Origin of the sequence: Agromyces indicus (assembly GCF_031432295.1) — a bacterium.
GTDB classification, from domain to species: Bacteria; Actinomycetota; Actinomycetes; order Actinomycetales; family Microbacteriaceae; genus Agromyces; species Agromyces indicus.
The window spans coordinates 1,263,146-1,282,136 of sequence record NZ_JAVKGS010000001.1; the positions used below are offsets into that span (position 1 = coordinate 1,263,146).

Annotated in this window: 19 protein-coding genes; 11 read left to right on the forward strand and 8 right to left on the reverse strand. The window is 72.5% G+C overall.

Annotated features, from left to right (window positions below; translation table 11 throughout):
- Positions 1–24: 24 nt before the first annotated feature.
- The 4 genes from RH861_RS06040 (at position 25) to RH861_RS06055 (ending at position 4,151) form a co-directional block, all read left to right on the forward strand.
- Entirely contained in the window at positions 25–327 is a 303-nt protein-coding gene (locus RH861_RS06040; protein WP_310520225.1) for a hypothetical protein, read from the forward strand.
- A 178-nt stretch (positions 328–505) separates the two neighbouring features.
- Complete coding sequence (locus tag RH861_RS06045; protein WP_310520226.1) at positions 506–2,011, forward strand: glyceraldehyde-3-phosphate dehydrogenase; 1,506 nt, start codon at positions 506–508, stop codon at positions 2,009–2,011.
- Positions 2,012–2,051: 40 nt separating this feature from the next.
- On the forward strand, positions 2,052–3,227 hold the full coding sequence (locus tag RH861_RS06050) for a thiolase family protein (RefSeq protein WP_310520227.1): 1,176 nt from the start codon (positions 2,052–2,054) through the stop codon (positions 3,225–3,227).
- 135 nt (positions 3,228–3,362) lie between these two features.
- Positions 3,363–4,151 carry an SDR family NAD(P)-dependent oxidoreductase gene (locus RH861_RS06055; protein ID WP_310520228.1) on the forward strand — a complete coding sequence of 263 codons (789 nt, stop codon included), beginning with the start codon at positions 3,363–3,365 and terminating at the stop codon, positions 4,149–4,151.
- A gap of 71 nt (positions 4,152–4,222) precedes the next feature.
- Here the strand turns inward: RH861_RS06055 and RH861_RS06060 are convergent, their stop codons facing one another.
- The 3 genes from RH861_RS06060 to RH861_RS06070 all read right to left on the reverse strand — a co-directional run bounded on the left by RH861_RS06060 (position 4,223) and on the right by RH861_RS06070 (position 7,178).
- Positions 4,223–5,224, reverse strand: a complete 1,002-nt coding sequence (locus RH861_RS06060; RefSeq protein ID WP_310520229.1) for an HAAS signaling domain-containing protein — start codon at positions 5,222–5,224, stop codon at positions 4,223–4,225.
- Positions 5,221–5,562 carry a PadR family transcriptional regulator gene (locus tag RH861_RS06065; RefSeq protein ID WP_067947940.1) on the reverse strand — a complete coding sequence of 114 codons (342 nt, stop codon included), beginning with the start codon at positions 5,560–5,562 and terminating at the stop codon, positions 5,221–5,223. Before RH861_RS06065 ends, RH861_RS06060 begins: the two co-directional genes overlap by 4 nt.
- A 173-nt stretch (positions 5,563–5,735) precedes the next feature.
- Positions 5,736–7,178, reverse strand: coding sequence for a helix-turn-helix domain-containing protein (locus RH861_RS06070; protein ID WP_310520230.1), 1,443 nt, complete (start codon positions 7,176–7,178; stop codon positions 5,736–5,738).
- A gap of 128 nt (positions 7,179–7,306) precedes the next feature.
- On the opposite strand from RH861_RS06070, the gene RH861_RS06075 reads away from it, so the two are divergent.
- From RH861_RS06075 to RH861_RS06085, 3 genes are all read left to right on the forward strand, one after another.
- Complete coding sequence (locus tag RH861_RS06075; RefSeq protein ID WP_310520231.1) at positions 7,307–9,181, forward strand: phosphoenolpyruvate carboxykinase (GTP); 1,875 nt, start codon at positions 7,307–7,309, stop codon at positions 9,179–9,181.
- A 112-nt stretch (positions 9,182–9,293) separates the two neighbouring features.
- Positions 9,294–9,686 carry a DUF1622 domain-containing protein gene (locus RH861_RS06080; protein ID WP_310520232.1) on the forward strand — a complete coding sequence of 131 codons (393 nt, stop codon included), beginning with the start codon at positions 9,294–9,296 and terminating at the stop codon, positions 9,684–9,686.
- A 78-nt stretch (positions 9,687–9,764) separates the two neighbouring features.
- Positions 9,765–9,953: a hypothetical protein gene (locus RH861_RS06085; protein ID WP_310520233.1), complete on the forward strand. Its 189-nt coding sequence runs from the start codon at positions 9,765–9,767 to the stop codon at positions 9,951–9,953.
- Between the two features lie 10 nt (positions 9,954–9,963).
- Here the strand turns inward: RH861_RS06085 and RH861_RS06090 are convergent, their stop codons facing one another.
- The 3 genes from RH861_RS06090 to RH861_RS06100 all read right to left on the reverse strand — a co-directional run bounded on the left by RH861_RS06090 (position 9,964) and on the right by RH861_RS06100 (position 13,471).
- Positions 9,964–10,434, reverse strand: coding sequence for a 2'-5' RNA ligase family protein (locus tag RH861_RS06090; RefSeq protein WP_310520234.1), 471 nt, complete (start codon positions 10,432–10,434; stop codon positions 9,964–9,966).
- A 39-nt stretch (positions 10,435–10,473) separates the two neighbouring features.
- Positions 10,474–11,262 carry a hypothetical protein gene (locus RH861_RS06095; RefSeq protein ID WP_310520236.1) on the reverse strand — a complete coding sequence of 263 codons (789 nt, stop codon included), beginning with the start codon at positions 11,260–11,262 and terminating at the stop codon, positions 10,474–10,476.
- Between the two features lie 151 nt (positions 11,263–11,413).
- Positions 11,414–13,471 carry an ABC transporter ATP-binding protein gene (locus RH861_RS06100; RefSeq protein WP_310520237.1) on the reverse strand — a complete coding sequence of 686 codons (2,058 nt, stop codon included), beginning with the start codon at positions 13,469–13,471 and terminating at the stop codon, positions 11,414–11,416.
- Positions 13,472–13,677: 206 nt separating this feature from the next.
- On the opposite strand from RH861_RS06100, the gene RH861_RS06105 reads away from it, so the two are divergent.
- Positions 13,678–14,472: a LysM peptidoglycan-binding domain-containing protein gene (locus RH861_RS06105; protein ID WP_310520238.1), complete on the forward strand. Its 795-nt coding sequence runs from the start codon at positions 13,678–13,680 to the stop codon at positions 14,470–14,472.
- 12 nt (positions 14,473–14,484) lie between these two features.
- On the opposite strand, the gene RH861_RS06110 is transcribed toward RH861_RS06105, so the two are convergent.
- Together RH861_RS06110 and RH861_RS06115 are read right to left on the reverse strand one after the other, a co-directional pair.
- Positions 14,485–15,381, reverse strand: coding sequence for a carbohydrate kinase family protein (locus tag RH861_RS06110; protein WP_310520239.1), 897 nt, complete (start codon positions 15,379–15,381; stop codon positions 14,485–14,487).
- On the reverse strand, positions 15,365–16,285 hold the full coding sequence (locus tag RH861_RS06115; RefSeq protein WP_310520240.1) for a pseudouridine-5'-phosphate glycosidase: 921 nt from the start codon (positions 16,283–16,285) through the stop codon (positions 15,365–15,367). Before RH861_RS06115 ends, RH861_RS06110 begins: the two co-directional genes overlap by 17 nt.
- A gap of 43 nt (positions 16,286–16,328) precedes the next feature.
- On the opposite strand from RH861_RS06115, the gene RH861_RS06120 reads away from it, so the two are divergent.
- Genes RH861_RS06120 through RH861_RS06130 form a run of 3 tightly spaced genes read left to right on the forward strand, consistent with a single transcriptional unit; the run spans position 16,329 to position 18,957 of the window.
- Positions 16,329–17,255: an ABC transporter ATP-binding protein gene (locus RH861_RS06120; protein ID WP_310520241.1), complete on the forward strand. Its 927-nt coding sequence runs from the start codon at positions 16,329–16,331 to the stop codon at positions 17,253–17,255.
- On the forward strand, positions 17,252–18,133 hold the full coding sequence (locus tag RH861_RS06125; RefSeq protein ID WP_310520242.1) for an ABC transporter permease: 882 nt from the start codon (positions 17,252–17,254) through the stop codon (positions 18,131–18,133). The genes RH861_RS06120 and RH861_RS06125 overlap by 4 nt, the downstream gene beginning before the upstream one ends.
- A complete protein-coding gene (locus RH861_RS06130) occupies positions 18,130–18,957 on the forward strand; it encodes an ABC transporter permease (RefSeq protein WP_310520243.1) in 828 nt (275 codons plus the stop codon). The genes RH861_RS06125 and RH861_RS06130 overlap by 4 nt, the downstream gene beginning before the upstream one ends.
- Positions 18,958–18,991: the final 34 nt, after the last annotated feature.

The window sequence follows — 18,991 nt, forward strand, 5'->3', positions numbered from 1 at the left end:
GGCCCCGCACGACAGAATGGCCGGGTGAAGACGGTTCAGCTGCGCAGGTACACGCTCGTCGACGGGGAATACGACGCCTTCGTGGCGTGGTGGACGCAATGGATGCCGCGCGTGCGGTCGGAGGCCGGGTTCACGATCGAGTTCGCCTACGGCATCCGCGAGGCGAACCAGTTCGTGTGGGCCGTGAGCGCCCCCGGCGACGCCGAGGCGTTCGTCGCCCGCGAGCAGGAGTACCTGGCGTCCGACGCGCGCGCCGCGGCCTTCGACGGGGTGCCGCAGCGCGTGGCCGTCTACGACATCGCGCTCGTCGACGACCTCGTGGCCTGACGTCGCCGCGGCGGCATCCGCTCGCCCCCGCACCCGCCGCCATGTACACCGGGCGGCATGCGCGCCGCCGCTATCATCGAGGCATCCCCTTCGGAAACCCCGTGGTCGACGCTGCCACCACCGCGCTCGGCCGCACGATGGCCGACGACGCCCACGCTCGCGGCCGAGAGGACACGCCGTGAGCCACGAGTTCGACGCCCGCCGTGAGGAATGGATCTCCCGAGAGGAGCAGGCCGAGCGGATGATCCCGCTGATCGGCAGCCTCTACCGTCGCCACGGCGTCGTGACCTCGATCCACGGCCGCCGCCTGATCAACCGCTCCGCGGTCGAGCTGCTCAAGGCGCACCGTTTCGCCCGCCAGGCCGGCGACGTCGAGCTCGACCTCGACGACACCACGCGCGTGCTCGAGGCGCTGACCGAGATCGCGCCCGGTCCCGCCTCCATCGACGTCGCGCGCCTCGTGTCGCGCTTCCACGCCGCCGAGCCCGGTACCGAGCTGGTCGACTTCCTCCGTGGCGAACTCGCGCCGGTGCTCGTCGACGCCGGCGAGCCCGCGGCATCCGGCACCGACGTCGTGCTGTACGGCTTCGGCCGCATCGGGCGGCTCCTCGCCCGCATCCTCATCGCCCACGCCGGCGGCGGCCAGAACCTGCGCCTGCGGGCGATCGTCGTGCGCAAGGGCGCCGAGAACGACCTGCAGAAGCGCGCGAGCCTGCTGCGCCGCGACTCGGTGCACGGTCCCTTCCAGGGCACCATCACGGTCGACGAGGAGGCGAACACGATCCTCGCGAACGGCACCCTCATCCAGGTGATCTACTCCGACGACCCGGGCACCATCGACTACACCGCCTACGGCATCTCGGACGCGATCGTCGTCGACAACACCGGCCGCTGGCGCGACGAGGCCGGCCTCAGCCGCCACCTGGAGTCGAAGGGCGTCGCCCGGGTGCTCCTCACTGCGCCGGGCAAGGGCGCGATCAAGAACATCGTGCACGGCATCAACCACGACGCCATCGCCGACGACGACCGCATCCTCTCGGCCGCGTCGTGCACGACGAACGCCATCACGCCCGTGCTCGCCGCCATCGACGACGCGTACGGCATCGTCCGCGGTCACGTCGAGACCGTGCACTCGTTCACGAACGACCAGAACCTGATCGACAACTTCCACAAGGGCGACCGCCGCGGGCGCTCGGCCGTGCTCAACATGGTCATCACCGAGACCGGCGCGGCGAAGGCGGTCTCGAAGGCGCTGCCCGCCCTCGAGGGCAAGCTCACCGGGTCCGCGATCCGCGTGCCCACGCCCGACGTGTCGCTCGCGATCCTGAACCTCCAGCTCGAGCGCCCCACCGACAAGGCGGCGCTGAACGCCTACCTCCGGCAGGTCTCGCTCACGTCGCCGCTGCGCCAGCAGGTCGACTACATCGAGTCGGCCGAGGTCGTCTCGACCGACTTCGTCGGCAGCCACCGCGCCGGCATCGTCGACGGACTCGCGACGATCGCCGACGGCACCGACGTCGTGCTCTATGTCTGGTACGACAACGAGTACGGCTACTCCTGCCAGGTGGTGCGCGTCATCGAGGCCATGGCGGGCACCCACCCCATGGTCCTGCCCGAGCGCCAGCCGGTGCGCGTCGAGCAGGTCGTCGCGGCATCCGTGCCCGAGGTCGCCGAGGTCGGCTGAGCGGATGCCGCTGCCCGGCGCACGCGCCTAGGCTGATGGCATGACCCGAGAAGCCGTCATCGTCGACGTCATCCGAACCCCGGTCGGGCGCGGCAAGCCCGGAGGGCAGCTCAGCGGGATCCACCCCGTCGACCTGCTCGCGGGCGTGCTGAACGCGCTCGTCGACCGCAACGACCTCGATCCGGGGCTCGTCGACGACGTCATCGGCGGGTGCGTCAGCCAGGTCGGCGAGCAGTCGTACAACACCGTCCGCAACGCGGTGCTCGCCGCCGGCTTCCCGGAGACCGTGCCCGGCACGACGATCGACCGGCAGTGCGGGTCGAGCCAGCAGGCCGCGACCTTCGCGGCGCAGGCGATCATGGCCGGGCACGCCGACATCGTCGTCGCGTGCGGCGTCGAATCGATGAGCCGGGTCCCGCTCGGCTCGAGCGCCGCGGGCGCCGACCCGTACGGCTCGCGGGTGCGGGAGCGGTATCCCGAGGGACTCGTCAACCAGGGCGTCTCCGCGGAACTCATCGCCGAGAAGTGGGGATTCTCGCGCGAGCAGCTCGACGAGTTCGCAGCGCGTTCGCACGCGCTCGCCGCGGCGGCGGGGGAGTCCGGCGCGTTCGCGACCGAGGTCGTGCCCGTGCCGGGCGTCGACGCGCTCGTCGACGAGACGGTCCGCCCCGCGACCACGGTCCAGTCGCTCGCCGGCCTCAATCCGGCGTTCCGCACCGATCGGCTCGCCGAGCGCTTCCCCGAGCTCGACTGGCGCATCACGCCCGGCAACTCGTCACCGCTCACCGACGGCGCTTCGGCCGCGCTCATCATGAGCGCCGAGGCCGCCGAACGCCTCGGGCTCGCGCCGCGCGCCCGGTTCCGCGCGTTCTCGGTGGTCGGCAGCGACCCGCTGTACATGCTCACGGGCGTCATCCCGGCGACGGCGAAGGTGCTCGACCGCGCCGGCCTCACGCATGACGACATCGATGCGTACGAGGTCAACGAGGCGTTCGCGTCGGTGCCGCTCGCGTGGCTCGCCGACACGGGGGCGGATGCCGCGAAGCTCAACCCGCGCGGCGGCGCCATCGCGCTGGGCCACGCGCTCGGGTCGAGCGGCACGCGCCTGCTGACGACGCTCGTGAACCAGCTCGAGGCGACCGGCGGGCGGTACGGACTGCAGACGATGTGCGAGGGCGGCGGCATGGCGAACGCCACCGTCATCGAACGCGTCTGACCCGCAGCCCCTCGCGAGGGCGCGCAACGTACGCCCGGCCTCGCGAGGGGTGGCGACACGCCGCCCGGTCGGCTCGGCTCGCGGCCAGTCGCGTCCCCTCGGGGAACACCGGACGACACCCACAGGAGGAGAGACATGGAACTCAGCGGAGCATCCGCGATCGTCACCGGCGGCGCGTCGGGCCTCGGCCGCGCGACGGCCGAGGCCCTCATCGACGGCGGCGCGCACGTCGTGATCGTCGACCTGCCCGGCCCGCGCGGCGACGAGGCCGCTGCGGCGCTCGGCGATCGGGCGCGGTTCGTGGCCGCCGACGTGGCCGACGAGGCGCAGGTCGCCGAGGCGGTCGCCGCGGCATCCGCCCTCGCGCCCCTGCGCGTCGCCGTGAACTGCGCGGGGATCGTGACCGCGAACCGCACGGTCGGCCGCGACGGGCCGGCGCCGCTCGACGCGTTCGAGCGCACGATCCGCGTGAACCTCATCGGCACCTTCAACGTGCTGCGGCTCGCGGCGGCCGCGATGGCCGAGACCGAGCCGGCGACGGCCGGCGTTCCGGGCGGTCCGCAGACCGCCGAGCGCGGCGTGATCGTCAACACCGCCTCGGTCGCCGCCTTCGACGGCCAGATCGGCCAGGCCGCCTACTCGGCGTCGAAGGCCGGCGTGGCCGGCATGACGCTGCCCGTCGCCCGCGACCTGTCGAGGCTGCTGATCCGCGTCGTCACGATCGCGCCGGGCATCTTCGAGACGCCCATGATGGCCGGCATGCCCGACGACGTGCGCACCTCGCTCGAGCAGCAGGTGCCGCACCCGTCGCGCCTCGGCCACCCCGCCGAATACGCGGCCCTCGTGCGATCGATCGTGGCGAACCCGATGCTGAACGGCGAGGTGATCCGCCTCGACGGGGCGATCCGCATGCAGCCGAAGTAGGCCCGGACCGAGACGACACGAGCGGATGCCGCGGGGGAGTGCCCCGCGGCATCCGCTCGTTCGACGCCCGATCAGATGCGGCCGAGGGTGAGCGCCGAACCGCCGCGCCCGCGCACCGTCTTGACGACGCCGTCGATGACGTCCCACACGGCGATGCCCACGAACACGAAGACCAGGACGGTCGTGGTGACGGCGCCGGCCTCGCCCCACGGCCAGCCGATCACGTCGAGGAGCGCCGGGTTGAACAGCTGCTCCGTGGCGAGCAGCCAGAGCGCGGGCACCGTGAACGCGACGTTCAGGACCAGGTTCGCGATCGCGAGCGGCCAGTTCCAGCCCCAGAGGTAGATCGCCACGGCGAACAGCATCTCGAGGACGATGAGCACGAGGAAGTACGGCAGCCAGAACGACCACAGCGCGGGGTCGAGCACCGGGATCTCCTGGCCGGGGCCCCCGAAGGACGGCGGCCGGACCTGCTGCCAGACGATCACCACGGCGAACAGGCCGAGGAACACCAGCGACGCGATGAGGTCGCCGAGGCGACCCGCGCGACCCTCGTCGCGGATCTCGGGCAGCTGGTCGGGGGTCCACCGTTCGACGGCCTTCGTACCGGGAGTGCGCTCGAGGATCGCGAACACGAGGGTGACCCAGAACGCCAGGTGCACCACGAGCGCGAGCACGACGCCCACGACCTCGGCGGCGATCTCGCCCGGTCCCGCGCCGGAGAGCAGTTGCGCGAGCAGCACCGCCGCGGCCGTGATCGGCAGGACGATCGCGTACAGCAGGGTCAGCAGCCGCTTCCACGCGAGGAAGTAGCGCGGACCGATGAGCTGCAGCGGCCGGTCGACGTAGGCCGCCGCGAGGGCGGCCGGGTCCCCGAGCTCGCGCAGCACGGCGTCCTCGGCGTCGGCGGCGGTGGTGGGCGCACCGTTCGCGGAGGCCGCGAGCCGCGCGTCCATCTCGTCGGCGATGCGCTCGCGCAGCTCGCGGGCGAACTCGTCGCGCTGGGTCTCCGGCAGGTGACGCGCGGCCGCGGCGACGTAGCGGTCGGTGAGCGTGGCGGTCGGGGTGGTCATCGGTCGTCTCCCGAGGTCAGCCGGGTCAGGGCCCGGTCGATGTTCTTCCAGTCGGCGGTGAGGACCCCCGCGAGCTGCTCGCCCGCGGGGCTCGTGCGGTAGAACTTGCGAGGCCGGGCCTCGTCGGTGTTCCACTCGCTCGTGAGGAGGCCCTGCTTCTCGAGTCGTCGCAGCAGCGGGTAGAGCGTGTTGGCGTCGACCGTGATGCCGAGCTCGTTGAGCGACTCGAGCAGGGCGTATCCGTAGTCGGGCTCGCGCAGCCGCACGAGGCAGCCGAGCACGACCGTGCCGCGGCGCAGCTCCTGCAGGTGCCCGGCTGTCGTGTCATCCGTACTCATGCCATGCACTGTACTGTCCAACGCACACTATTGCAAGACACCCATCAACGGATGCCGCCCCCTCCCGCCTCCGCCATCCCCGTTTTCAGGAGCGCTCGCCGAAACGGGCCGCTTCTCAGGAGGACACGCCGTCCCGCGCAGCGACGCGCCGCAGGGACTCCTGAGAAGCGCAGCTACTCGGTGGCGTGCGCCTCGAGGAAGGCGTAGACCTCGGCGTCGTCCACGCCGGGGAACGTGCCCGACGGGAGCGGCGAGAGGACGTGCGCGTGCAGTCGCGCGCTCGGCCACGCCCGGCCCGCCCACCGCTCCGCCAGGCCATCCGGTGCGCGGCGGCAGCACGATTCGTCGGGGCACGTCGACGTCGCGCGCACCGTGGTCTCGCGGCCGCGGAACCACTTCGCCTGGTTGAACGGCACACCGACGGTGATCGAGAACTCCGTGGCATCCGTGTGCCCGGTCTGCGTCGCGTCCCAGAAGGTACCGGCGGGCGTGTCGGTGTACTGGTAGTTCTCCGTGGTCCGGTTGGTGTGCTCGAACGCGCGCCGGGCGCTCCAGTGCTTGCACACCCACTGGCCCTCGATCGAACCCGTGACATCCGTCGGCAGCGGCAGGCCGTCGTTCTCGTACCCCTTGAGGAGGGCGCCGTCGCCTGCGACCCTGAGGAAGTGGACCGTCATGTCGAGGTGACTGGTCGCGAGGTTCGTGAAGCGCAGGGCCGCGGCCTCGTGCGTGACGCCGAACGCGTCGCGGAAGTCCTCGATCGCGAGTCGCTTCTCCTTCTTCGCCTGCTGCAGGAACGCGACCGAGGCCTCCTGCGGCATGAGGCACGCCGCCGCGAAGTAGTTGATCTCCAGCCGCTGCCACAGGAACTCGTCGTAGCTCGCCGGCGGCGTGTGGCCGAGCAGTCGGTGCGCCATCGCCTGCAGCGCCATCGACCGCAGGCCGTGCCCGCCCGGGATGGAGGCCGGCGGCAGGTAGATGCGACCGTTCTCGAGGTCGGTGATCGAGCGCGTCGAGTCCGGCAGGTCGTTGACGTAGATGAGCTGGAATCCGAGCTGCTCGGCCATGACGCTCACCTCGCGGTGGGTGAGGGCGCCCGACCGGTGCCCCGAGGCGCGCACCCGTTCCTCGGCGAGGTCCTCGATCTCGGGCAGGAAGTTCGCGCGTTCGCGCATGCGCTCGCGCAGGTCGGTGTTGGCGCGACGCGCCTCCTCCGGCGTCGCGATCGCCTCGGTCGCGCGGCGCTCGAGCTCGTGGTGCAGCCCGACGATGGCCTCGAGGGACTCGTCGGTCATGCCGCGCGTCGGCTTCACGTGCGGCAGCCCGAGCGCCGCGTACAGCGGGCTGGCCTGGACGCGCGCGAGTTCGAGTTCGAGCGCCGCCCGGCGGCTCGGCGCCTCGCGCGAGAGCAGGTCGGCCAGGTCCACGCCGAGCGTCGACGCGAGCGCGTCGAGCGTCGACAGCTTCGGCTCGCGCTTGCCGTTCTCGATGAGCGAGAGCTGGCTGCCCGCCAGCCCCACCGCGGCGCCGAGCTGGTCGAGGGTGAGGCCACGTTCACCGCGGTAGTGGCGGATGCGGTGGCCGAGCGTGGCCAAGTCCGGGCTGCCGAGCTTCATGCCTTGAGAATATCGAAAGATCCGCGATTCTTAACATCCGATTTCGTCGAACGGATGCCGCTTCTGCTCGCAGACTTGAAGCACATCACCGATCCCGGTGCTTCCCGATCCTCCACGAAGGGACGACGATGACCATCTCCGACTTCACCGTCAACGGCCCCGGCACCGCCGCCGGCGAGCACGCGCACCAGCGGGGCACGACGGACCCGGCACTCAAAGCCTGGGTCGCCGAGATCGCCGCCCTGACCAAGCCCGACGAGATCGTCTGGTGCGACGGATCCAAGCGCGAGGCCGACGAGCTCACGCGCCAGCTCGTCGCCGAGGGAAGCCTCATCAAGCTCAACCCCGAGTGGCGGCCCAACAGCTACCTGGCTCGGACCGACCCGACGGATGTCGCGCGCGTGGAGGACCGCACGTTCATCTGCTCCACCTACGAGGAGGACGCGGGCCCGACCAACAACTGGCGTGATCCGCACGCGATGCGCGAGGAGCTCACCGAGGTCTTCGACGGCTCGATGAAGGGCCGGACGATGTACGTCGTGCCCTTCTCGATGGGCCCGCTCGGCGGCGACATCAGCCAGCTCGGCGTCGAGATCACCGACTCGCCCTACGTCGTGCTCTCCATGGGCATCATGACCCGGATGGGCGACCAGGTCTACCGCCTCATCGAGGCGGGCGAGCCGTGGGTGCGCACCATCCACTCGGTCGGCTACCCGCTCGTCGACGGCGTCGGTCACCGCCGCGAGGACGTCGAGTGGCCCTGCAACGAGACGAAGTACATCGTCCAGTTCCCCGACTCGCGTGAGATCTGGTCGTACGGCTCGGGCTACGGCGGCAACGCGCTCCTCGCCAAGAAGGCGTTCGCGCTGCGCATCGCTTCGGTGATGGCGCGCGACGAGGGATGGCTCGCCGAGCACATGCTGCTCATCAAGATCACCTCGCCCGAGGGCAAGGCGTACCACGTGGCGGCCGCGTTCCCGTCGGCCTGCGGCAAGACCAACCTGGCCATGCTGCAGCCCACGATCCCCGGCTGGAAGGTCGAGACCATCGGCGATGACATCGCCTGGATGCGGCCCGGCGAGGACGGCCGCCTCTACGCGATCAACCCCGAGGCCGGCTTCTTCGGCGTCGCGCCCGGCACGGGCGAGTCGACCAACCCGACCGCCGTGCAGACGCTCTGGGGCAACACGATCTTCACGAACGTCGCGCTCCGGCCCGACGGCGACGTCTGGTGGGAGGGGCTCACCGACGAGGCGCCGGCCGAGCTCATCGACTGGGAGGGCAAGCCCTGGACGCCCGCGTCCGGCCGTCCCGCCGCGCACCCGAACTCGCGCTTCACGGTCGCCGCCGCGCAGTGCCCGCAGATCTCCGACGACTGGGACGCCCACGACGGCGTGCCGGTCGACGCGATCCTCTTCGGCGGCCGCCGGGCGACCAACGTGCCGCTCGTCGCCGAGGCGCGCAGCTGGAAGCATGGCGTCTTCATGGGCGCGACCATCTCGTCCGAGCAGACGGCCGCGGCCGAGGGCACGGTCGGCGAGCTCCGCCGCGACCCGTTCGCGATGCTCCCGTTCTGCGGCTACAACATGGCCGACTACTGGGGCCACTGGGTCAAGATGGGCCGCATCCTCGACGTGAACGCGCCGAAGATCTTCCAGGTCAACTGGTTCCGCAAGGGACACGACGGCAAGTTCCTCTGGCCCGGCTTCGGCGAGAACTCGCGGGTGCTCGAGTGGATCGTCGGTCGCATCGAAGGCACGGCCGACGCGCGTGAGACGCCGATCGGCCTCCTGCCGGCCGACGGGTCGCTCGACCTCGACGGCCTCGACCTGCCCCGGGAGACCCTCGACGAGCTCTTCGAGGTCGACCCCACGACCTGGCTCGCCGAGTGCGACCTGACCGAGGAGTACTTCGAGCAGTTCGGCGACCGCGTGCCGGCGGCGCTCCGCGCCGAGCTGTCGAGCCTGCGGTACCACCTGCAGCAGCAGACCACCTCGGCCTGACGACCGACGGCGACGGATGCCGCGGGCGCGGCGTGCACGGGAAGGCGCGCCACGCCCGCGGCATCCGTCGTCTCGTCATGCCGCGGCGCTACCGTGAGCCGCGGAGGGGCGCATGGAGTTCGGCACGGTCATCACCACGGTCGGCGAGGTCATCGACGTGCTCGGCGTCGCCGCGATCGTGGTCGGCGTCCTCTACGCGCTTGCGGATGCCGCGATCCGCCGCGTCCGGCGGATGGGCCCCGTTTACGCGAGGTTCCGTCGCGTGCTCGGGCGCGGCATCCTGGTCGGCCTGGAGCTCCTCGTCGCCGCCGACATCATCCGCACGGTCGCGGTGACGCCGACCATCGAGTCGGTCAGCGTGCTCGCCCTCATCGTCGTGATCAGGACCTTCCTCAGCTGGTCGCTGGAAGTCGAGATCTCGGGCCGCTGGCCGTGGCAGAAGGCGCGCGCCGGCGCCGTCGAGGCGGATGACGATACCGCCGCCGTCGCCGCCGAGCGCGTCTAGGTCGCGTCCGTCGAGAGGGAGTGCCGAACGGCACTCGCCGGTTGCCGGGAGCGCGCCGTCAGGAGTACCGTCCCGCCCATGGATTGGCTGTGGACAGCCGGTCTGCTCGTCGTCGGCATGGTCGTCTTCGGCTCGGTGCTTGCGATGCGGCACCGGCGGGATCGGTCGGCGGGCACCGAGGGCCAGGACCTCTGGGAGGACGCCGAAGCATGGCGCCGTCGGGACGACCCCGATGTCCGCGAATGGGACCACCGCCACGGACCCTGATCCGGCGGAGTCACCCCTCGAGCGGCCACACCGCGACCACCGTGCGCATCGCGCGGCCCTCGGGCGGCCGCAGGTCGACGAGCGCCGCCTGGCGCAGCGGCACCGAGCTTCCCGGGGGAACGGAACCGTGCGAGGTGTCGGTGACATGCGGCCGGTAGTCCGCGCGCGCCCGCGCGACATCCACGTCGGCCTCGCGGAGGGCGGCCAGCAGTCGCACGCGCATGGCCCCGAGCGGCCCGTCGTCGCGGAGCAGGGTCACGGGGACGGTCCGCCGCGTGCCGAACATCGCCCGGTCGACGGCGGCCGCCTCGATCTCGCGTCGGCCGTGCAGCACGGGACCGAGCAGCGCGACCACCCAGCCGGCGTCGCGGTGCGTCTCGAACGGCTCGACGACGGTGACGTGCAGCGGCCACGCCGACACCGGGAACGCGTCGCCGGCGGCGAGCGGCTCGAGCGGCAGGACGACGGCGAAGCGGCCCATGTCCCCAGCGTAGGCGGGGCACGGGCCGCTGCGGTCCGGTCAGATGCCGGCTTCGCCGAACAGGTCGAGGAGCGCGTCCGGCGCGAACCGGATCTCGATCGACCCGGTCGGGCCGCCGCCCGCGGAGCCGACCCACAGGCCGGAACCCTCGTGCACGCGCATCCAGCCGTCGCGGAACACGACGTCGGCGCCGAACACGATGCCGAGCACGGGCGACTGGCCGGCGCGCACCGCGATCGATCCCTCCACGTCGTGCTCGGCACGAGCGTCGACGTCCTCGCGCGCCTCGACGCCGACGAGCGGGCGGACCACGGGCGTGGCGAAGCCGGGCGCGTCGAACGGGCTCGCGGATGCCGCATCCGGCGCCACCCCGACGTGCACGCTCGTCGAGGCCAGCGCCGTCTCGGCCCGACCGTCGAGCACGAGGCGGCTGCCGACGCGGAAGCGGTAGAAGACGCGACCGTCCGCCGGCGCGGTCGGCAGCACCACGGCGCTCGCCCAGTTGCGGGACCACGCGAGCGGTTCGCCCTGCCGGTTGGGCGCGTCGTAGAGGCTCGCGGTGATGCGCACCGCGCCGTCCGTGCGGGTCGGCGCGGACCGCAGCGAGCTGTGGCGTTCACCGGCGGGCGTCACGGTGCGCGCCTGCTCGAAGGCGGGCAGGCGCTGGGTGTCCCACTCGCGCAGCCACGCCTGCAGGCGGGCGCGGAGCGCGTCGAAGTCCGGGCCGGCCTCGGGTGCGGCGTCGGTGGGCGGTGCGGTGAGCACGGCGGCGAGGTCGCGTGCGGGCAGCGCGCGGTCCGCGCTGCGGGGGGCGTCGAGCATGGTCATGGTGGTCCTCCGTCGATGCGGCGCGGGCGCGCCGGGTGACTCGAATGGAGGACACGCTACGAACAGCGGTCGCCCGCGGCATCCGCGTACGCCCCGGAACCGGGTGGGGGCCAGCCCTGAGCCGCGCCTGGGGGTGCGCCGCGGCCGACGGTCAGACGAGCAGCTGGTGCTCGGCCAGCTCGCGGTACAGCGGTACCGCCCGGACGAGCTCGTCGTGGGTGCCCTCGCCGATGACGCGACCCTCGTCGAGCACGATGATGCGGTCGGAGTCCACGACCGTCGACAGCCGGTGGGCGATCACGATGAGGGTGCGGCCGGCGGACACGGCGTCGATCGCCTCGCGCATCATGCGCTCGTTGACCCCGTCGAGCGACGAGGTCGACTCGTCGAGCAGCAGGATCGGCGGTGCCGCGAGCAGGGCCCGCGCGATCGCGAGCCGCTGGCGCTCGCCGCCGGAGAGCATGATCCCGTTCTCGCCGACCTCGGCGTCGAGCCCGGCCGGGTCGCGCTCGAGCACGCCGCCGAGGTTGACCGCGCGGAGCACGTGCACGCACTCCTCGTCGGTCGCATCCGGGCTGCCGAGCAGCAGGTTGTCGCGGATGGTGCCGGCGAGCACCGGCGCGTCCTGCTCCACGTACCCGATCTGGGCGCGCAGTTCGGGGCGCTCGATCGACTTGAGGTCGAGCCCGCCCATGCGGACGGTGCCGACGCTCGGGTCGTAGAACCGCTCGATGAGCGCGAGGATGGTCGACTTCCCGGCGCCGGACGGGCCGACGAGGGCGATGCGCTGCCCGCGCGGCACCCGGAACGACACGCCGCGCAGCACCGGCTGCCGGTCGGTCACGTCGGGCTCCGGCAGGTGCTCGTCGGGCGACTCGTTCGCGGGGTCGGCGGGGTCGTTCGGGGTGGTGACGGCGTAGGCGAAGTGCACGTCGTCGAACTCGATCGCCGCGGCATCCGGCTGCAGGCCCTCGTTCGCGGGCCCGACCATGACGGCGCGCGGGGCGATGCGGCGGTCGTGCGCATCCTCGTCGGGGAGGTCGAGGATCTCCTGGATCCGACCGAGCGCGCCGAGCGCCTGGTTCACCGAGGTGATCGCCCCGAAGGCCTGGCCGAGCGGGAGGATCATCATGAACAGGAACAGGATGAACGCGACGAGGTCGGCGATCGTGATCGCGCCGGAGGCCACGCGGAATCCGCCGACGCCGAGCACGACGAGGAACGACACCTGCATGGCGATGCCGGCGATCGGCACGATGAGCGCCGAGATGCGGGCGACCTGGACGCCCATGCGCCACGCGCCCTCGGCCTGGACGCCGACGTCGGCGACCTCGCGCTCGGTGGCCCCGGCGGCGCGGATGGTGCGCACCGACGTGATCGCGCGTTCGACCGACGCCGCCACGTCGCCGACCTTCTCCTGTGCGGCGCGGGAGGCTTCGCGGACGCGTGCCGAGAGCAGGGTGACCGTGGTGACCGCGACCGCGATGACGAGCACGGTGAGCCCGAGCAGCACGGGGTCGATGATGAGCATGGCGATGATCGCGCCGACGAACGTGACGGCGCCGCCGATGGCCTCGACGAGTCCCTGCGTGAGCACGGCCCGGAGCATCGTCGTGTCGCTGCCGACGCGTGAGACCAGGTCGCCGGTGCGGCGCATGTCGAACTCGGCGATGGGCAGGTGGAGGATCTTGGCGATGAGCCGCTTCCGGCTCGACAGCACGACGCCCTCGCCGGTGCGCTGCAGCAGGTAGTGCTGGTACCCCGTGATGACCGCGCTCAGGACGACGAGGCCGATGAGCGCCCACACGAGCCCGTCGAGCGCGTCGCCGGCCTCGACGATGGTGATGACCCGGCCCACGAGCAGCGGCTGGGCGAGGCTCGCGACCGCGCCGACGATCGACAGCACCGCGACGACGATCAGCACCGGCCGGTGCTCGAAGACGAACGGCAGCAGTTGCCGGAAGGTCGCACGCGGCCCGGGCGGGGTCTCGCCGCGGCGCCCGAACAGGCTGCGTCGGGCACCTGCGCCCGCTCGACCGCCGGACGGCTTCGATGCCGCCGACGTCGACGCCGACTCGTCGTCGGTCGCCGGCTCGGCGGTGCGCCGGACGGGGAGGGGGATCCCGCCGGTTCGCGCCGAGCGTGCGGTGGCCCGTTCGGCGGCGCGTGCCTCGGCTCGGGTGCCGGGGCGCATCTCGATCTCGCTCATCTCGTCTTCCTGTCGCCTGGCGCACGACCGGGGCATCCGTCCACCCGGCCGCGGGCCGCCTTGCAGCATACGTCGGGCGGCTGGGAACCGGACGCGGATCCCGTGAGCCTGTGGACGGCTGCGCCGTCGCCGGGGCGCTCGGCGATACGCTCGGCGCAGACCGCCCGGCGACGTCGCCGCGGTCGCACCGACCGAAGGGGCTCGTCGTGACCCGATTCCCGTTGCCCGTCGTCGCCGCCGCCGCGGCGCTCGCCCTGACCCTCGGCGGGTGCGCCGCCGTGGAGCCCGGGGCGACGGCCGCGCCCGCGCCCGCGCCGCCCGAGCGGGCCGGGGCGACCGCGTCATTCTCTGCCGTCGAGCCGGCGGAGCTGCCGAACGGCGTCATCGGCCGGGCGACGCTGGTGGGCGCCGACGGCTCGGTCGCCGTGTCGGTCGAGGTGTCGCGATCCGGCGGCGACCTCCTCGAGATCCGTTCCCTGCCCGCCCCGGGACTCGATCTCGCGAGGACCGAGCTCATGCTCGCGCCCCGCCCCCTCGCCGACGACGCGACGTGCTTCGACGAGGGCCTGCGGTACGGACTCGGGACCCCGGTCGAGGGCGAACCGGCGCGATGGGGTGTCGCCGACCTCGGCGAGGGCGATCCGTCCTTCCTCGACGAGGCCGTCCTGGTCCGCGGTCCCGCGGAGGCGACGGCGGAGACCGAGTGCTTCGCCGACATCGTCGCGCGCGGACCGATCGAGTGGACGTTCGCGCCGCTGCGGACCGGACTCGTCGCATCCGACGCCGGTGCCACGGGCGGTGCCCGGGGTGACGCGACGGTCGAGGACGGCGCACCGGTCGCCTACACGGTCGCTCGCGACGACCTCCTCGACGAGGTCGCCGCGAGGTTCGGGATCACGGCCGGCGACCTCCTCTACCTCAACCCCGACCGCAGCCCGCCGGGCGGCGTGAGCACGCTGCACCCCGGCGAAGTGCTCAACCTCGTCGTCGAGCGTCGCTGAGGGGCGTCGGCGTCAGGCGGGCGAGCCCGCGCCGGGCGACGTGATGACGGATGCCGCGGCGGCATGCCCCGCGAGGCAGGCCGCCGTCGCATCCGCCCCGCCGATCGCGGCCGCGAGGTACCCCGCCGCGAACGCGTCGCCCGCCCCGGTCAGGTCGCGGACCCCGTCGACGGGCGCCACGGGCACGCGCTCGACGAGCACGCCGTCGTCGAACACCTCGGTCGGGTGGGGTCCGTGCTTCACGACGAGCCGACGGGCGACGGATGCCGCTACCGGGCCGCCGCCCGCGACGCCGAGCACCTCGGCCTCGGTCTCGTTCGCCAGCAGCACGTCGGGTCGCAGCTCGGCGTACCAGCCCAGCACGCGTTCCACGCCGAGCCCGTCGAGCAGGCCGGTCGACGACGCGTCGAGCGAGACCCGCGCGCCGCGACCGCGGGCCAGGCCGATGAGCCGGCGCACCTCGGACCGCATGGGCTCGTGCTCGAGGCCGTAGCTCGGCACGTGCAGCCACGCCGCCCCGTCGAGCCAGCCGGTGTCGACCTCGTGCAGCTCGGCCGCCGCCGCCCGATCCGGGAACATCGTGCGCTCGCCGTCGGGCGCGACGATGAGCACGACCGCGCCGGTGCGCCCGTCGCGCTGGACCCGCACCTCGGCGCCCGACGCGGCGAGGGCGGCCTCGAGCGTGCGTCCCGCGGCGTCGTCGCCGACCCGGCCGATGAATCGCGTCGGCGTGCGGGACGCCGCGTGCGCGGCGACGTTCGCCGCGCTCCCGCCGCGAGCACGGAACACCTGCGCCGCCGAATCGGTCGCGGCGCGGATCGGCTCCGTCGCCCACACGACGATGTCCTCGAGCAGATCGCCGACGACCACGAGGACGCCCGGCGCCGCGGACTCAGCCGGCGAGGTCACGCGCGATCTCCGCGCCGAGCCGGGCGTTGCCGCGGTAGACGGCGAGGTTCACCTCGAGGCTCCGTCCGCCGGTCGCGCGCTGCACGAAGTCGAGCAGGAACGGGGTCGTGTCGTGGCCGGTGACGCCCGCGGCATCCGCTGCCGACAGCGCCTCGGCGAGGACGCGCTCGTGCTCCGCCGGATCGAGCTGGTCCGACTCGGCGATCGGGTTGGCGACGAGGACGGCGGCGTCGAGCCCGAGCTCGTCGCGCGCCCGGGCGACGTCCGCGGCATCCGTCGCCGATTCGACCCGCGCGGGCACCGGGAAGCCGGAGTCGGCGACGTAGAAGCCCGGGTACCGGTCGGTGCGATAGCCGACGACGGTGATGCCGAGGGTCTCGAGCCGCTCGAGCGTCGCCGGGATGTCGAGGATGGACTTGACGCCCGCGCTCACGACCGTGATGGGCGTCGCGGACAGGGCGGGCAGGTCGGCCGATTCGTCGAAGGTCGCGTTCGCGCCGCGGTGCACGCCGCCGAGGCCTCCGGTCGAGAACACGCGGATGCCGGCGCGGTGCGCGAGCCATGCCGTGGCTGCGACGGTGGTCCCCGCGTCGAGCCGGCGCGCGCGGGCGACGGGCAGGTCGCGGGTGCTCGCCTTCACGACGGACTCCGACGCGCACAGCCGCTCGATCTCCGGGGTCTCGAGCCCGACCGTCGGAACGCCGTCGACGACGCCGATGGTGGCGGGCTCGACGCCCGCCTCGCGGACGAGCGCCTCGGTCTCGAGCCCGACCTCGAGGTTCCGGGGGCGGGGGAGGCCGTGCGTGAGGATCGTCGACTCGAGGGCGAGCACGGGGCGTCCGGCGGCGACGGCGGCGCGCACCCGATCGGCGATGCGGATGCCGGCGGAGGGGGCGGTCTGCATGCGCCTCATGCTATGTCGGCCGCCGGGTCTAGGGTGGTGAACCGTGCCGCAGCCCGTGATCGTCGCCAGGGACCTCGTCAAGAAGTACGGGGAGTTCGCCGCCGTCGACGGGCTCTCCTTCGAGGTGGCGCCCGGCGAGTCGTTCGGGCTGCTCGGCCCGAACGGCGCCGGCAAGTCGACGACCATGCGCATGATCGGTTCGGTCTCCACGCGGACCGCGGGCGACCTGTCGATCCTCGGGCTCGATCCCGACCGGCACGGTCCCGACATCCGCTCGCAGCTCGGGGTCGTGCCGCAGGCCGACAACCTCGACACCGAGCTGCGGGTGCGCGAGAACCTGCTCGTGTACGGCCGCTACTTCGGCCTGCCGCGTCGAGTGGTCGCCGAGCGCGCCGACGAGCTGCTCGAGTTCGCCCAGCTGGCCGACCGAGGCCAGGCGAAGGTCGACGCGCTCTCCGGCGGCATGAAGCGCCGGCTCACCATCGCGCGCGGGCTCATCAACGACCCGCGCATCATCCTGCTCGACGAGCCCACCACGGGGCTCGACCCGCAGGCCCGGCACATCCTGTGGGACCGCCTGTTCCGCCTGAAGGAGCAGGGCAAGACGCTCGTGCTCACCACCCACTACATGGACGAGGCGGAGCAGCTCTGCGACCGCCTCGTCGTGGTCGACCACGGCCGCATCATGGCCGAGGGATCGCCCGCCCAGCTCATCCGCGAGTACTCGTCGCGCGAGGTGCTCGAGCTGCGGTTCGGGTCCGACCGCAACGAGGAGGTCGCGCGCGCCCTCGAGGGGTCCGGCGACCGAATCGAGGTGCTGCCCGACCGCATCCTCGTCTACACGGCCGACGGCGAGGCCGAGCTCGAGCGGATCTCCGCCGCGGGACTGCACCCGATCACGAGCCTCGTGCGACGCTCGAGCCTCGAGGACGTCTTCCTGCGCCTCACCGGGCGGAGCCTCATCGAATGAGCGGGAGTGAGAGCCGAGCGCCGTACCGCGACCGGTCGGCGGCCGATGACGCGACGACGGATGACGCACGTCGGGCCCTCGGCGGCGGCATCCGCCCGCGCCGCTTCGGTGCGTGGTACGTCGCCGAGCACCGGTTCCGGGTGATGTGGTCGTACGCGCAGACCATCCTCGTGACCGGCTTCGGCGAGCCGTTCATCTACCTGTACGCGATGGGCGTCGGGCTCGCCACGCTCGTCGACCGCAACCTCTCGCTCGAGGCCGGCGGGGTCGGCTACCTCGTCTTCGTCGCGCCGGCGCTGCTGTGCAGCGCGGCCCTGACCACGGCGATGATCGAGTTCTCGTATCCGGTGCTGCTCGGCTACAAGTGGAACCCGACCTTCACCGGCATGCACTCGGGGCCGATCAGTCCGGGGCAGATCGTCGACGGCCTCGTCATCTCGGTCGTCGTGCGCCTCGCCGCGACGGTCGCGATCTACTTCGGCTTCATGCTCCTGTTCGGCGCGGTGCCGTCGGCGGCCGGCTGGCTCGCGGTGCCGATCGCGACCCTCACGGGCATGGCCTTCGGCACGCTCCTGATGGCGTACGCGTCGACCATCCGCGAGGACTCGGGCCAGCTCGCGATGGTGCAGCGCCTGGTCGTCCTGCCCCTCACCCTCTTCTCGGGCACGTTCTTCCCGCTGTCGCAGCTGCCGTGGTTCCTGCAGTGGATCGGCTGGATCTCGCCGCTCTGGCACGGCACCGAGCTCACTCGCGTCGTCACCTTCGGGTACGCCGAGCCGGTGTGGCTCACCGTGCTCCACGTGGTGGTCCTGATCGCCATGACGATCGTCGGGTGGGCCTGGGCGCGCCGCATCGCCGTGCGGAGGCTGGCCGCATGACCCTCGTCGACCACGCGCTCGAGCACCGCGGGACCGGTCGCCGCGGCGTCGGCGCGCTCTACGCCGGCAACTCGCGCGCCGTGATGTACCGCGGCTGGCGCGCGACGCGATCGACGAACTGGCTGGTCATGCTGAGCGGGGTGTTCGAGCCGATCTTCTACCTGCTCTCGCTCGGCATCGGGCTCGGCGCCCTCGTCGGGACCGTGGCCGTCGACGGCCGCGAGGTGCCCTACGCGGCCTTCATCGCCCCGGCGCTGCTCGCGGTCGCGGCGATGAACGGCGCGATCTACGACTCGACGTGGAACGTCTTCTTCAAGATCCGCTTCGCCAAGCTCTACGAGGGCATGCTCGCGACCTCCCTGGGTCCGCTCGACGTGGCGCTGGGCGAGATCGCGCTCGCGCTCCTGCGGGGAGCGCTCTACGCGGGCGGCTTCATGCTGGTGATGCAGGTGCTCGGCCTCAACCTGTCGTGGTGGGCCGTGCTCGCGATCCCGGCCGTGCTGCTCATCGCGTTCGGCTTCGCCAGCATCGGCATGGCGATCACGAGCTACCTGACGACGTTCCAGCAGATGGACTGGATCAACTTCGTGATGCTGCCGATGTTCCTGTTCTCGGCGACGTTCTACCCGCTCACCGTGTACCCCGAGCCGGTCCAGTGGCTGATCCAGGCGCTTCCGCTCTGGCACGGGGTCGAACTGGTGCGCGGGCTCACCACCGGCGTGGTGGGGCCCGGACTGCTGGTGCACGTGGCCTACTACGCGGCGATGATCGCCGTCGGGCTGGTCTTCACCACGAAGCGCCTGCGGGCGCTGTTCCTCGACTGACCGAACCGCCGGTCGGCGTGTGTTTCCGCGTGTG

Coding starts and splice junctions, on each gene's coding strand:
- RH861_RS06085 (WP_310520233.1), top strand. CDS start 9,765: ATGGATTGGCTGTGGACAGCCGGTCTGCTCGTCGTCGGCATGGTCGTC.
- RH861_RS06065 (WP_067947940.1), bottom strand. CDS start 5,562: ATGAGTACGGATGACACGACAGCCGGGCACCTGCAGGAGCTGCGCCGC.
- RH861_RS06055 (WP_310520228.1), top strand. CDS start 3,363: ATGGAACTCAGCGGAGCATCCGCGATCGTCACCGGCGGCGCGTCGGGC.
- RH861_RS06130 (WP_310520243.1), top strand. CDS start 18,130: ATGACCCTCGTCGACCACGCGCTCGAGCACCGCGGGACCGGTCGCCGC.
- RH861_RS06060 (WP_310520229.1), bottom strand. CDS start 5,224: ATGACCACCCCGACCGCCACGCTCACCGACCGCTACGTCGCCGCGGCC.
- RH861_RS06070 (WP_310520230.1), bottom strand. CDS start 7,178: ATGAAGCTCGGCAGCCCGGACTTGGCCACGCTCGGCCACCGCATCCGC.
- RH861_RS06095 (WP_310520236.1), bottom strand. CDS start 11,262: ATGACCATGCTCGACGCCCCCCGCAGCGCGGACCGCGCGCTGCCCGCA.
- RH861_RS06080 (WP_310520232.1), top strand. CDS start 9,294: ATGGAGTTCGGCACGGTCATCACCACGGTCGGCGAGGTCATCGACGTG.
- RH861_RS06115 (WP_310520240.1), bottom strand. CDS start 16,285: ATGCAGACCGCCCCCTCCGCCGGCATCCGCATCGCCGATCGGGTGCGC.
- RH861_RS06075 (WP_310520231.1), top strand. CDS start 7,307: ATGACCATCTCCGACTTCACCGTCAACGGCCCCGGCACCGCCGCCGGC.
- RH861_RS06050 (WP_310520227.1), top strand. CDS start 2,052: ATGACCCGAGAAGCCGTCATCGTCGACGTCATCCGAACCCCGGTCGGG.
- RH861_RS06125 (WP_310520242.1), top strand. CDS start 17,252: ATGAGCGGGAGTGAGAGCCGAGCGCCGTACCGCGACCGGTCGGCGGCC.
- RH861_RS06090 (WP_310520234.1), bottom strand. CDS start 10,434: ATGGGCCGCTTCGCCGTCGTCCTGCCGCTCGAGCCGCTCGCCGCCGGC.
- RH861_RS06100 (WP_310520237.1), bottom strand. CDS start 13,471: ATGAGCGAGATCGAGATGCGCCCCGGCACCCGAGCCGAGGCACGCGCC.